Source organism: Paenibacillus sp. MABNR03, assembly GCF_050455445.1.
GTDB classification, from domain to species: Bacteria; Bacillota; Bacilli; order Paenibacillales; family Paenibacillaceae; genus Paenibacillus; species Paenibacillus xylanilyticus.
Window position 1 is genome coordinate 299,632 of the sequence record NZ_JBCIYR010000004.1, and the last position, 13,228, is coordinate 312,859.

Sequence of the window (13,228 nt, forward strand, 5' to 3'; positions counted from 1 at the left end):
TGTGTTGCGGTCAGGATCTTCCATATCATAGGAGGAACCTTATTATGATGATCATTAGCGCGCAACAACTGACACAATATCACGGAGCACATCTGGTGCTGGACGGCATTACTTTTGAAATCATGGAGGGTGACAAGGTCGCCCTGATCGGCCGCAACGGAAGCGGCAAAACAACACTCATGCGCCTGATGGCCCGGCTGAACCAGCCGGACGAAGGGCAATTGATGATCAAGAAAGATACACGGATCGGCTATGTGGCTCAGGTTCCGGAAGGACTGGATGATCATACGGTACTGGACGTGTTGGGGCTCGGATTTAAGGAGCTAGCGGAGTGCCGCAGCCGAATGAAGGAAATGGAGCAGCAGATGTCTGACCCGGACTATGCAGCAGATCCAGACCAATTGGGCCGTCTGTTGAAAAGATATGCCGCACTCCAGGAGCAGTTTGAGCGTGAGGGCGGTTATGAAATGGACGCTCGGATTGATCAGGTGGCGGACGGTCTGGATATCGCCAAAGCGCACTACGGCTGGCGGTTCGGTTCCCTGTCCGGGGGAGAGCAGACCCGGGTTGTGCTCGCTTCACAGCTGATCGTGCGTCCTGATCTGCTCCTGCTGGATGAGCCGACCAACCACCTTGATCTGGAACGGGTGGAATGGCTGGAAGGATTTCTGCGGGAGTATACGGGCACAATCGTCCTGATCTCCCATGACCGTTATTTTCTGGACCGCGTGGTGACCCGAACGTTGGAGCTGGAGGATGGCGAAGCGCAAACGTCTGCTGGCGGCTACACGGAATACATGAAAGTGAAGGAACAACGGCTGCTGCAGCAATTCGAAGAGTTCAAGGAACAGCAGAAGGTCATGAAGAAAATGAAAGAAACGATCCGCCAGCTGGAGGAATGGGGACGCATCGGCGGGAACGAGAAGTTCTTCCGGCGGGCCGCTTCGATGCGCAAAGCACTGGAGCGGATGGAGCAGGTGAAGCGGCCTGTGCTCGAGCGGCGCAATGCGGATTTCGATGTACGCCCTACAGACCGGACGGGACGCCGGGTGGCGGTGATTGAACAGGTGGAGAAGGCCTATGGAGAACGTCCGATCCTGCGCGGTGTCTCGGGTTTACTTGAGCATGGGGACAAAATTGCCCTGATTGGCCGCAACGGCTCAGGCAAGACAACATTGTTCAAGCTCCTGCTTGGAGAGGAGCAGCCGACTGCTGGCCAGCTTGAATGGGGAGCACGAGTGGATGTGGGCTATCTGGCCCAACAGGAGGAGCCTTCCAATCCGAAGCTGAGTGTGCTTGAGTATTTCCGCCTGGAGGCAGGTGTGGAAGAAGGCGAAGCGCGTGGAATTCTCGCCAGATATCTATTCTACGGCGCAGATGTATTTCGCTCGGTAGGTCAGCTATCCGGCGGTGAATGGACCCGTCTGCGGCTGGCTCTGCTGGTGCAGCGCAAACCCAATGTGCTGCTGCTCGATGAACCGACCAACCATCTGGATATCGCCTCAAGAGAAGCGCTGGAAGAGTCGCTGGTGGATTTTGAAGGTACTGTGCTTGCCATTTCTCATGATCGTTACTTCGTCAATCGCCTCGCTTCACGTGTCTGGGAACTGGAGAACGGGGAGATGACCACTTATCTCGGAGACTATGAAGACTATCGGGAGAAAAAGCTTGATCTGCAGGCGCGTGCAGGAGCAGCAGTTCTAGAGCATACCGTTACTGCTGCAGCTCCATCTCGGGCAAGTGTCAAATCAAAGGATCAGCCTGCTTCCCGTCAAGCGGAGAGCGGTACGGAGAAAAGGCAGTCGGCCGAGCAGCTGGAACAAAAGCTGGCACGTCTTGAGGCGCAGATTCAGGAGCTGGATCAGCAGCTTGAATTACTGGCAAATTCCCCTGATCTGGAACAGGTATGGAACGAGCGTGAGCAGCTGTCCGGTGAATATAATGAGATGTTGGCCCAATGGGCAGAGATGTGAGTATAGTCGGACCTCGAATCTGTTTGCAAGGCCGGAGAATGTCTCCGGCTTTTTTTATTTTGGATGGTGGTAGCAACCAGCAGCATGGTCGATCGTCTAGCGATCCACTCATTTCCAAATGTTCTTATTTACATGTCATGGAGAATAGTGTAACTTTTTTCCTTCTCATGCGTTAAATACGTTTGTATGAATTGAGGCGGCTCATCTTAGAGCTACACAAAAGGGAGGTTATCGTTATCTATTATGCATTGACTTATCGAAGCTGGTCGGATGATCGGCAGGTTGAGACGGGGCAGCTGGAGCAGGTATCCGTCACCCGGGATGAACTGTTCATGCGCAAACTGGTGGATGCAACCCTGATGAAAAACAAACTGTGGACCCACCTGTCCAATGAATGCGAGGATCTTCGGGATCATGCCATCTATGTGACTGCGTACAACAACGAGATGCCTGCAGATTACGGTACAGCGATTGCGGATGCTGCACTGGCTATGTGCAAAATGTCCTCCATGTACAGCGCTGAGTATATGCTGTGGAATGGAAAGGCATTTCAGGAGCTGGAACTGACAGACTCCTCTTCGTACACGATGGAACTTGCCGAACGGCTCCTGGACCATTACATGGTGCGTAGCGGAACGACCTATGAATTCGTGTATTCCGTGCTCGATGCGGATCGCAGGAAAGTGTTGTTTTTCATGAAGGAGGTAGACCTGTAATGACAGAAGAAGAGCGGAATAACACGGCCAAACCCGGATCGCGGGCGAAGCTGGTTGCCTTTTCCCTGATGCTCGCCGTGCCTGCGGTGCTGTCCGGTTGTGGCAGCAACGACGAGTGTGACCCGGAATATGATACCGGATGTGAGTATGACTCCAGCAGCGGCCATTATTATTATGGTGGCTCATACGGCGGCAGCAGCAGCAGCAAGAACAGCTCCTATAGTAAATCAAAGTCCAAATCGAGCGGCTTTGGCAGCTTCTTCCGCAGTTCGGGAGGCTAAGTGTTATGAGGCAAATGCACTCGTTGCCCTATCGTCACGAAGAGGTGTTTGCGGGCGAAGCCGGGCAGCATGTCCCCTATCACCGGATGTATGGCAAGCAATATTGTGTACCTGCGCTGACGATGTATACCCCTCAAGAGATACATGAGCTGCAGCGTGCAGTCGAGCTGATCGACGGAATATACTGCAAAGTCATGCGGTTTATCCAGCAGTATATGCCGGACAGTTTTCTGGAGCACCAGCTGGGTATTCATCCAGGACTGATTGCGGCAGCACGAATGGAGACTGTGACCGGTGGCATTACGCGTCAGGACTGGATTATCGGTGAGGCTGGATTCAAGTGTATCGAAAATAATACCGACACGCCTACCGGCATACCCGAAGCGGCCGTTCTGGAGCGTATTTTGGTAGGCATGGCTGAAGATGCTGCATTAACTGCGCCATCCGCAGACATGGATGCATGTATCCGGAATTGCTTCCGTAAGTGGCTGGAGGCATATGCCGGGCAAGGACTGCAAGGCCCTGTGACGTTTACCTCATTTGGTGAGCATGTGGAGGATCGGACCAATACGGAATACCTGATGGAACGCTGCCGGGAAGCCGGGTATGAGGTGCGCTACGCTCCCCTGGAGGAATTGGAGATTGTTCCAGGCGATGCGCTGTATCATGATGGACATCAGATTCAGCTGCTGTATCGCCTTTATCCGCTGGAGTACCTTGTGGATGATCGGGATGAGACAACAGGTGTGGACATCGGTGCAGCGCTGCTAGAACTGGTACAGGATGGTCGCCTTGGCCTGATGAACCCCGTACAGCATGTCCTGATGCAGAGCAAAGGCTTCATGGCTGCAATCTGGTCCCTCTATGAACGCAATGAACAGACTCCAGAGTACTGCGGTTTTCGGCTGTTTACCGATGCAGAGTTGGATTCGATTTCCCGGTATCTGCTGCCCACCTATTTCGAAGCAGGACCCTTTGAGCTGGAATCTACTCCTTATGTAGAGAAAAGTTATTGGGGCCGTGAGGGTCGAGGCACCCTTTTGCTAGGTGAGGAAACGGAGATTAACACGGCAGGACCGGATGAAGATGAAGAAATGGCAGCCTATTATAACAATCAACCGAAGGTCTATCAGCAGCTTGTTCCGATGGAGCAGGCAGTGATTCAGACAGAGGACGGGGATTATAGCGGCTATCTGCTTACAGGTGTGTTTGTCATCGGTGGACGTTTTGCCGGTGTGCTGCCCCGGATCGGGGAGAAAGTGACCGGAGATATGGCTTATTATTGTGCAGCTGCAGTCAATGAACGTAATGGATAATGAGGAGGAGTAGGAATGGAAAACTTGGGGCTGAACCTGCTGAATGTTGTGATAGGTATTGGCATTCTGCTGGTTGTATTGGTATGTGGGTATTTTGCTTTTAGCAAATTGACCCGGTATAACGATAGTGAGGAAATCACCAAAGGAAATGAAGCGGCGGGCATGTACATGGGCAGCAAGCTGCTGGGACTGTGCATCATTGTTGGAATGGTGTCCTTCTCCACGCATTCGTGGCTGGATATGCTGCTATGGTCTGCGCTGGGAATCATTATTTTGTGTCTGGTCTATATTATATTTGATTTCCTGACTCCAAAAATGCGAGTGTGTGATGAAATTGCACGAGGTAATTTGGCGGTGGCACAGCTGCTGCGTTCCATTATCATCGGCGTTTCCATCGTCATCGGTACATTTTTGATGTAAAATAAACCCTAGTGTTTATTTGGAATGAATATCAAACGGAAGAAGGAGCGCGGCATCATGAGAAAAGTCATCATCGATACAGATACAGCAGGAGACGATACGATTGCGATCCTGACGGCTTTGCACCACTTTCAGGTGGAAGGCATCACAATTACGGGTGGGAACGTTCAGTTTGACCAAGAGGTTGAAAATGCCCTGTACACCGTACAGGTTGCTGGACATGGCGGCAAGGTGCCTGTATATAAAGGATGCGAACGTCCACTGATGGCCTATGGGCAGGCACAGCACCGTACAGTGGAAGACGTTCATGGTGACGATGGCATGGGCGGCGCGCATTTCCCCAAGGCAGACCAGCGTCCCGAGAGCGGCCATGCCGTTGATTTTATCATTGAGAAAGTGCATGCCAATCCGGGAGAGATCTCTCTTCTGGCTATTGCACCTCTGACCAATATTGCGATGGCGATTCAGAAGGACCCGACCATTATTCCGGAGATTGCTCATCTCTACATTATGGGCGGAACGAATAATGCACTGGGTAACATTACGCCAGCTGCAGAGTACAACTTCTATGTGGACCCCGAGGCAGCCAAAATTGTACTGCATGCCGGCATTCCAACAACGATGGTTGGCTGGGAGATGTGTACCCAATATTCCGTCATGGATGATGACGATCATGCAGAAATTGCAGCTCTTGGCACAGCTGGAGCAGACTTTTTCACGGCAATCAACAAAGTGGTCATGCAGTTCAACAAATCGGTACATAAGCTGAATGGCACTACACACCCGGATACATTGCTGATGGCGGTTGCCGCAGACGAATCACTCATGACCAAATCAGGACAGTATTACGTGGATGTGGAAGCGGCAGGAGAGCTGACGCGTGGATACAGCGTAGTGGATATCAATGGACGTTTCGGCAAAGAGCCTAACGTACGCGTATGCGAGGCCATCGATCGGCCCAAATTCAAGTCCATGCTGCTCGACGTTTTGTCGGCTATTCAATAAACCGGAACTACCTGGACCATATGCCCGATTACCGTAATACGGTCCGGCAGTTTTAGCGATGTATATCAACTTATGGAATGCAAAAATCCTTCCGGATCATCCGGACAACGATTGTCTGTGCTATCGGAAGGATTGCTGTGACATGGCAAATACACCTGATCATATCGATCAGGTGTTTTTTTTGTATAGCGGATTAGCTTTGCTGCAACAGAAATGAGCGGATTCCGGTGGTCACCAGATCATGATCTTCCTCATCCGGCAGACCGGATACCGTAATGGTGCCGACTTGTCCCTTGTCCTCCATAATTAATGGAAAAGCACCGCCAGCCAGTACATAATCAGAAGAAGGCAGGCCAAAATCCTGTTCAAGTGTTTTATTCTCACTGCGCAGACGAAGAGCGGTATGCCATGAACTGGAGGAGAAGTGATTCACCACATTGTTTTTACGCCGAATCCAATCCTCATTGTCTGGATGAGTGCCTTCCATGGCATGTAAAAAAAGGCGATGTCCTTGGAGTGTGATGTCGATCGTAACCGCCTGTGAGCGTTGTTTTGCTTCCTCGATCAAATGGAGTCCGAGCTGGAGTGCCCGTTCAGAGTCGAATGTACGAAATACCAAGTCCGTTTCTTCCTGCTGCATTTCCTTTAGTTTCTCTGTCATCGTTAGGTTCAATTTACAGGCAGCCCCTTTACATGTATAGTTCATGTCTACATTCGACACGGATCGGTGTGGTCCCTGCCGGGTACGGTTGGGCAATGTAATCGTTTCCCTGCTTGGGTATCGTGCCAATCCATTTGGAGAGACGACTTCGGCTGTGTTAAAGTGAAGGGAACATACACTGGAGATCCCACAGGTTAACATAGGATATGAATAAGCGAAGTGAGGCAGGAGGAGAGGCGATATGCTGTTTTATTTTATAGCATTGCTGGTTACGCTGGTGGATCAGGGAACCAAGATGGCAGTAAGGATGTATATGGAAGTTGGCGACATGATGAGGCTCGGTGACTCGGGCATGCAGCTGCAGCATTACGAGAACAGCGGGATGGCGGGAAGCATGTTTCAGGGGAATGCGCGTCTATTCGGCGTAGTCGCCATTTTGTTTATTGCGGGTATTCTGTATTACCGGAGAAAAGGTGAAATTCGCGGTTTCTGGATGCAGGCGGGGGCAGGTTTCATGGTTGGTGGAGCTTTGGGGAATGCCATTGATCGTTTTGTTTATGCGAAGGTCACGGATTTCCTCGTATTTCCGTCCGGGCGGGGGATTCTTAACCTGGCGGATGTAGCCATTAACATCGGTGTAGTACTCCTGGTGATCGGCATGTTAATCCGCGCATACCGGAGTCACCGGGCCAAGCGATTGCGCAGCGCATTGCCCAAAATTGAACGTTCCTAGAGCGAAAGAAATTAATTTTTTGTGTTTACGTGAAAATTGAATGAGGAAGGACATTGGACTATCCAATGTCCTTCTTTTTGTTATGCGGACAGTTCCCTTGGAAAACAACACCATGATTCATTTTTGCCGAAACCGTTTTAGAAATAATAAAGGGTTGAATAACCCGCCCCTATGTTATGTTCTGTGTGGAAGAATTAACCAAATGGTTATTCCACCAATTTAATGGGTATATCTTTACGTATATAACGCTGAGGGAGGTACAACATGAGAACATCGCTTACCAAGGCACTCGGGACTATGTTGCTATGTGGAATAATGGCTGTGCTTCTATCTTCTTGTACAAGCGGGGAGAGCGCAAGCGGCAAAGTGCAAATCGAATTCTTCCAGAACAAACCCGAAGCCAAAGGAACCTTTGACGAATTGATCAAAACATTCAATGCGGAGCATTCCGATATACAGGTCACTCAGGTGAATCCGCCAGATGCAGAAACTGTATTGAAGACCCGTGTAGTAAAGAACGATGTGCCGGATATTATGGCCATGGGTGCAACTGATACATATTCAATTCTGGCTCAGAGTGAGATTTTTGCCGATCTGACGGACAGCTCGCTGACCAAGACAATCGATCCGAATTACATACAAATGCTGAAGGATGTCACGGGCATGGAGGAAGTGACGGGCATTCCATATGCAACAAATGCAAACGGCATCATGTATAACAAAACGCTGTTTAAGGAAATGGGATTGGATGTTCCCAAGACATGGGATGAGCTGATTGCTACCGCCCAAAAGATTAAGGACGCAGGCAAGATTCCGTTTTACTTCACATACAAGGATGACTGGCAGACGAATCTGCCGTTCAATGCACTCGGACCTAACTTGGTCGGTATTGATTTCTATCTGGATCGACGCGAGAACAAGGTAACCTTCAAGGAGAAATACCGCGAAGTGGCCGAGAAACAGCTTGAACTGATGAATTACGGTCATGGCGATAACTTCGGTAAGGCCTATTCCGACGGTAACCGGGCTTTTGCCAACGGCGAAGCATACATGTATATCCAGGGAACCTGGGCGATCTCCGAGATTCGCAAAGCGAATCCGAATGTGGATATCGGTTTCTTCCCGTTCCCGACCGGAAATGATCCAAGCCAGATCAAGCTGGTAAACGGCATTGACTCCCTGTTTACGATCTCGGCGGATACGCCAAACCGGGAACAGGCTGAAGAGTTTATCGCATTTCTGCTGGAACCTGAAAATATCGGGAAATACATTGAAGAGCAAACGTTGTTTGCGGCGGTCGAAGGCGTGGAGCAGGACGACCCTGCAGTTCAGGAGCTGACGCCTTATATCGAGCAGGGCAAAGTTATTGATTTTGCCGATCACTACATTCCGGCTGCGGTGCAGCTGAATTCCATCGTACAGTCCTTTTTGCAAAACAAAAACATCGACAACTATCTGAATACACTCGACAAAGAATGGGACAAGGTAGCAAACCGGCGTTAAGCCTTGTCCAAAGGAGGATGGAGTATGAACAAACGTATCGCACCCTATTACTGGATGACGGTTCCGGCGGTGGTATTGTTCTTCGTGTTTATGACGCTGCCGGCTCTCCAGGGGATTTATTATTCCTTTACGAACTACAACGGTTTCGGGAAAAGTTATGATTTTGTCGGCTTCAAAAACTATTTTAATCTGTTCCAGGATGACAATGTGGGCAATGCCTACTGGTTTACGTTCAAGTTTGCGATCGTGGTGACGATCCTGACAAATATTCTGAGTCTGCTCATCGCACTTGGGCTGAATGCCAAGATCAAGTTCCGCAACTTTTTCCGGGGCATTTACTTCCTGCCGAATATCCTGAGTGTATTGATTGTAGGTTACATATTTAACTATCTGTTCTCCAACGTATTTCCAATCTGGGGACAAAACCTGGGAATAGGCGCCTTATCGACCAACATCCTCGGTAGCGAAAGTCTGGCATGGATCGGGATCGTTATCGTAGCCGTATGGCAATCGGTAGCACTCAATACGATCCTGTATCTGGCCGGATTGCAAACGATACCAACGACACTATACGAAGCTTCGAACCTTGATGGTGCTGGCAAATGGCGTGAATTCTGGAGCATTACGTTCCCACTGATTGCCCCGTTCTTCACCATTAATATGGTGCTGGCCATGAAAAACTCCCTGATGGTCTTCGATCAGATCGTAGCCTTGACCAACGGGGGACCTGGCCGGGCGACGCAATCCATTTCCCACCTGATCTATACGGGTGGATTTGAAGGCGGCGAATATGCGTATCAATCTGCGAACTCGGTTATTTATTTCATCGTTATTGCGGTGATTTCGATTCTGCAAATCCGGTTCCTGCAAAGAAGGGAGATGGATCTGTAATGAGAAGCCGTACACGTACAAACTGGCTCGTTATGCTGCTCGTTGTTCTGGGAACGCTGTTTATCCTGTTCCCGCTCTATATGACGGTAACGATCGCCTTGAAAAATCCGGAGCAAATGGCCCAGTCGGTATTTGCCTTCCCGACAACACTGCACTGGGAGAACTTCGCAAGCGCCATCGACATGACGAACTTCTTCCAATCGTTCCGTAACAGTGCCATCGTTACCGCATCTACCGTCATTTTGACACTGCTAAGTAACTCCATGGTTGCCTATGCGATCGCGCGCAATATGGAGAAACGGAAGTTTTTCAAAGGGCTGTACTACTACTTCGTCAGTGCGATGTTTATTCCGTTTCCGATCATCATGCTGCCGATTGTTAAACTGACATCTTCGCTGGACATGACGAATCTGCTTGGCCTTACCTTATTACATACGGTGTATGGACTCGCCTTTAACGTATTCGTTTATGTTGGATATATCCGGTCCATTCCGGTGGCGCTGGAAGAAGCAGCTTTTGTGGATGGAGCGACAACCTGGGGAACGTTCTGGAAAATCATTTTCCCGCTCATGGCACCGATCAGTGCCACGGTTGGTATTCTGACATGTCTGTCTACTTACAACGACTTCCTGCTGCCGCTCATTATTATCAGTGACCCGGCGCAGTACACACTGCCACTGGTGCAATACGTCTTCCAAGGTCAGTTCAATACCGACTTCAACCTGGCGTTTGCGTCGTACCTGCTGGCCTTGCTGCCGATGATTATCATCTATCTGTTTGCTCAGAAGTGGATCATTAACGGGGTGACCCAAGGTTCTGTTAAATGAATAAAGGGATATGACTATAGAGAGGCGGACCCTAAGAGTCCTCCTCTCTTTTTTTATTTTAAGAAAGCGTTCTGAACGATTCGAACGGATTGATTAACCCAGGAAACTGTGCTATTTTTTATTCGTTAGTTTAATCGATAAACAAAGAAAGTAAGCTGTTTTTTTGCAAGCGCTTTAATTAAATAAATGGAAGAATCCAGCATCGGTCGTACTCAGTCTTCAAGAGCAAGGCGTAAGATGGTGGTTTCTTTTATATGCAGAAAGGAGAATTGGAGAAGTTGCAGGGAAAAACAGGGCGCTTTAACTCGCTTCGCAATCAGATCTTCGTCGGTTTCGTCTTGGTGATGCTCATCGTTCTGCTGCTCGCAGGTGTGACGGCCTATGACCGGGTGGCTGCGTTATTGAAGAGCAATGCCGAGAAACATATCCATCAGACCGCAGTACAGGCCAGTGGACGATTGGATGCGCTCATTGCACAAGTGAACTCCCTGACGGCTCAGGTCGCGGATGATTCGTACGTGCAGCGTCTGCTCAGTGACGAGAAGCGGGGAAAACCGGCCACCTTTAATCAACGCCAAGCACTGCTGCAAATTGCAGGCAGCTATCAATCTTTTATTAACGGGGCACAAAGTATGGAGATCTACACAACTGGTTATAACCGTATTTTCCCGATGGATGACCGATCCCTGGATCTCCGAGTGGAGCGCAGCTGGATCACCCAAGCGGACGAAGGCAAAGGCAGATTAGTGTGGGCAGGCTCTGACCCTGAAGATCCGGGTATCCTTCTCGCCATTCGTCGAATCAACCTGCTGGATCATGCCTTTGAACATGGGGGTTATGTTGTGGTGCGGATGCAGCGCAGTTTTTTTCAACTGAATGATTCGAATGAGACAGGGGAGTTACAGGACTCCATCCTGCTGCTGGACGGAGATGGTGAAGTGGTGACTTCCAATCTGGAGATTAACCTTGATCCCGAGGCCATCATGGACAGCGGGTCCGTCATTCAGAATGGAGAGGAATCCTATATCGTTGTTCGGCATAAGTCCGAGCTGACGGGATGGACACTTGCTGTGCTGACACCGCTAGGAGAAACGACCGAAGGGGTATCGATCCTGAGAACGGCCTTGCTCGTTTCGGGAATCATCGGTGTGGTGCTGTTTCTCGTGATGTCCTTTTTTCTGTCCACGATGATCACACGTCCGCTGATACGGCTGATGCGGGCCATGCGCGGGGCACAGCCGGGGGCGATGAGACCCAATCTGATGGTCAGCTCCACGATGGAGATCAATGAACTGAATGACGTTTATAACCAGATGGTCTACAGGCAGAACGAATTGACCCGGGAGGTGCATGAGAAGGAAGTCATGCAGTCCCGGGCCGAACTGAAGGCGCTGCAATCCCAGATCAATCCCCATTTTCTATTTAATACGTTAGAGGCATTTTATTGGTCACTGGAGGAGAAGGGAGACGAGGAAATGTCCCGTATGGTGGTAGCGATGTCCCGGCTGTTTCGCTACATCATCTCCAGTCCTCATCAGGATGAATGGGTCACGATAGCTGATGAACTGGAGCACGCAGAGCGTTATTTGAACATTATGCAGATGCGGTTGGGTGAGAGAATGCAGTGGGAGATCAGGCTTAGCCAGGAACTGCGCAGCGTGCCTATCCCCAAGCTGCTGATCCAGCCATTGGTGGAAAATGCGATACTGCACGGGATTGAAAGTACGTTAAGACCGGGAAAGGTGGAGATCTGTGTTGAACCTTCCTCGGCAGAAGGTCGGGTACGCGTCGAGGTTCGCGATAATGGGCCAGGCATGGATGAGGGGCGTCTGCTATCCATTATTCAAGCCCTGGACGGCGGGCCTGCGGCATCCACCAAGGGAACGGGAGTGGGGCTGATCAATGTGCATCGCCGGCTGAAAGTTTATTTTGGCAGCCAATTGGGTGACTCAGCCAAACTTGTAGTGGAGAGCGAAGAGGGGGTAGGAACAGTCGTAAGTTTTGAAATTCCGAGGGAAACGGGGGCTGCACATGATTCATGAGAAAACGATTCTGATTGTGGACGACGAGCCGCGTACAAGAGAAGGCATACGTAAAACCCTTGAGGAATGGTCTGCCGGGAAGAACCGGATTCAGACTGCTGCGAGTGGTGTTGAAGCCAGGGAATGGCTCGCCAGCCAGCCTGCAGACCTCCTGATCACCGATGTACGCATGCCGGAGTTATCGGGCTTGTCGCTGGTGGAGGCCATTCAGCAGTTTCCCGGCAAGCCGGCTGTCCTCATTATGTCGGGGTATGCAGACTTTAATTATGCCCAGCAGGCGATCAAGCTTGGTGTGGTGGATTATTTGCTCAAGCCGATTGATAAAGAGCAGCTGCTCCAGACGGTACAGAAGGCACTGCATGTCCATGAACAGCAGCGGCGCATTCAAACGATGGAGAAGATGGTTGATCCCAAGCTGATCGATGTCAGGGAGCGAAGGGAACAGCGCGGGGATACGCCGATTGGCGAAGCTTTGGCTTACATTGAAGCGCATCTCGGGGAGAACATGACCATGCGTGAAATTGCCGATTCCCTGCACCTGAATTCCAGTTATTTCAGCGTACTGTTCAAGGAGCAGGTCGGGCTGAATTTCAGTGAATATCTGACGCGCAAACGGGTGCAGAGAGCGAAGGAACTGCTGGTACAGACAGCCATGCCCATCTCGGAGGTAGCCGAGCGAGTTGGATACCAGACGGATAAATATTTTATCAAGGTATTCAAAAGTCTGGAGGGGCTTAGTCCCAGCAAATACCGTCATTCTGTCCATGAAAAGAACTAACAAATACACCTTAAAATAGTGGAGTTTTTCCAAATCATTCTGGTCTTATGGAGTGAATGTGCCCATGCTACAATTTTTATAA

The 13,228-nt window shown here is 50.2% G+C and carries 13 protein-coding genes; 12 read left to right on the plus strand and 1 reads right to left on the minus strand.

The features are described 5' to 3' along the window. Positions 1-44: 44 nt before the first annotated feature. The 6 genes from abc-f (at position 45) to AAIH57_RS21145 (ending at position 5,711) form a co-directional block, all read left to right on the plus strand. The gene (abc-f, locus tag AAIH57_RS21120) at positions 45-1,973 is read left to right on the plus strand and encodes a ribosomal protection-like ABC-F family protein (RefSeq protein WP_175396864.1); all 1,929 of its coding nucleotides are present in this window, start codon (positions 45-47) and stop codon (positions 1,971-1,973) included. 182 nt (positions 1,974-2,155) lie between these two features. Further along, positions 2,156-2,689 (plus strand): hypothetical protein, encoded by a 534-nt coding sequence (locus tag AAIH57_RS21125; protein ID WP_430022884.1) that lies wholly within the window; start codon positions 2,156-2,158, stop codon positions 2,687-2,689. Next, entirely contained in the window at positions 2,689-2,970 is a 282-nt protein-coding gene (locus tag AAIH57_RS21130) for a hypothetical protein (RefSeq protein ID WP_175396863.1), read from the plus strand. Before AAIH57_RS21125 ends, AAIH57_RS21130 begins: the two co-directional genes overlap by 1 nt. Before the next feature lie 5 nt (positions 2,971-2,975). Further along, entirely contained in the window at positions 2,976-4,286 is a 1,311-nt protein-coding gene (locus tag AAIH57_RS21135; RefSeq protein ID WP_430022885.1) for a glutathionylspermidine synthase family protein, read from the plus strand. Between the two features lie 15 nt (positions 4,287-4,301). Further along, positions 4,302-4,706, plus strand: a complete 405-nt coding sequence (locus tag AAIH57_RS21140; protein ID WP_175396861.1) for a DUF350 domain-containing protein — start codon at positions 4,302-4,304, stop codon at positions 4,704-4,706. A gap of 57 nt (positions 4,707-4,763) precedes the next feature. After that, positions 4,764-5,711, plus strand: coding sequence for a nucleoside hydrolase (locus AAIH57_RS21145; RefSeq protein WP_175396860.1), 948 nt, complete (start codon positions 4,764-4,766; stop codon positions 5,709-5,711). 193 nt (positions 5,712-5,904) lie between these two features. Here the strand turns inward: AAIH57_RS21145 and AAIH57_RS21150 are convergent, their stop codons facing one another. Further along, a complete protein-coding gene (locus AAIH57_RS21150) occupies positions 5,905-6,384 on the minus strand; it encodes a heme-degrading domain-containing protein (protein ID WP_246310951.1) in 480 nt (159 codons plus the stop codon). Between the two features lie 229 nt (positions 6,385-6,613). Here AAIH57_RS21150 and lspA point away from each other — a divergent pair, with 229 nt between their 5' ends. The 6 genes from lspA to AAIH57_RS21180 all read left to right on the plus strand — a co-directional run bounded on the left by lspA (position 6,614) and on the right by AAIH57_RS21180 (position 13,146). After that, entirely contained in the window at positions 6,614-7,105 is a 492-nt protein-coding gene (lspA, locus tag AAIH57_RS21155; RefSeq protein ID WP_175396859.1) for a signal peptidase II, read from the plus strand. 297 nt (positions 7,106-7,402) lie between these two features. Then, positions 7,403-8,608 (plus strand): ABC transporter substrate-binding protein, encoded by a 1,206-nt coding sequence (locus AAIH57_RS21160; RefSeq protein ID WP_175397078.1) that lies wholly within the window; start codon positions 7,403-7,405, stop codon positions 8,606-8,608. Between the two features lie 24 nt (positions 8,609-8,632). Then, positions 8,633-9,499, plus strand: coding sequence for a carbohydrate ABC transporter permease (locus AAIH57_RS21165; protein ID WP_175396858.1), 867 nt, complete (start codon positions 8,633-8,635; stop codon positions 9,497-9,499). Continuing rightward, entirely contained in the window at positions 9,499-10,326 is an 828-nt protein-coding gene (locus AAIH57_RS21170; RefSeq protein ID WP_175396857.1) for a carbohydrate ABC transporter permease, read from the plus strand. The genes AAIH57_RS21165 and AAIH57_RS21170 overlap by 1 nt, the downstream gene beginning before the upstream one ends. A 278-nt stretch (positions 10,327-10,604) precedes the next feature. Further along, positions 10,605-12,368 carry a cache domain-containing sensor histidine kinase gene (locus tag AAIH57_RS21175; RefSeq protein WP_430022886.1) on the plus strand — a complete coding sequence of 588 codons (1,764 nt, stop codon included), beginning with the start codon at positions 10,605-10,607 and terminating at the stop codon, positions 12,366-12,368. Next, entirely contained in the window at positions 12,358-13,146 is a 789-nt protein-coding gene (locus AAIH57_RS21180) for a response regulator transcription factor (RefSeq protein ID WP_175396855.1), read from the plus strand. Before AAIH57_RS21175 ends, AAIH57_RS21180 begins: the two co-directional genes overlap by 11 nt. The last annotated feature ends 82 nt before the right edge of the window (positions 13,147-13,228 follow it).

Bases quoted from the DNA above. Each gene is read 5' to 3' on its own strand.
- abc-f (WP_175396864.1), top strand. From the start codon at position 45: ATGATGATCATTAGCGCGCAACAACTGACACAATATCACGGAGCACAT.
- AAIH57_RS21130 (WP_175396863.1), top strand. From the start codon at position 2,689: ATGACAGAAGAAGAGCGGAATAACACGGCCAAACCCGGATCGCGGGCG.
- AAIH57_RS21135 (WP_430022885.1), top strand. From the start codon at position 2,976: ATGAGGCAAATGCACTCGTTGCCCTATCGTCACGAAGAGGTGTTTGCG.
- AAIH57_RS21140 (WP_175396861.1), top strand. From the start codon at position 4,302: ATGGAAAACTTGGGGCTGAACCTGCTGAATGTTGTGATAGGTATTGGC.
- AAIH57_RS21145 (WP_175396860.1), top strand. From the start codon at position 4,764: ATGAGAAAAGTCATCATCGATACAGATACAGCAGGAGACGATACGATT.
- lspA (WP_175396859.1), top strand. From the start codon at position 6,614: ATGCTGTTTTATTTTATAGCATTGCTGGTTACGCTGGTGGATCAGGGA.
- AAIH57_RS21160 (WP_175397078.1), top strand. From the start codon at position 7,403: ATGTTGCTATGTGGAATAATGGCTGTGCTTCTATCTTCTTGTACAAGC.
- AAIH57_RS21165 (WP_175396858.1), top strand. From the start codon at position 8,633: ATGAACAAACGTATCGCACCCTATTACTGGATGACGGTTCCGGCGGTG.
- AAIH57_RS21170 (WP_175396857.1), top strand. From the start codon at position 9,499: ATGAGAAGCCGTACACGTACAAACTGGCTCGTTATGCTGCTCGTTGTT.
- AAIH57_RS21180 (WP_175396855.1), top strand. From the start codon at position 12,358: ATGATTCATGAGAAAACGATTCTGATTGTGGACGACGAGCCGCGTACA.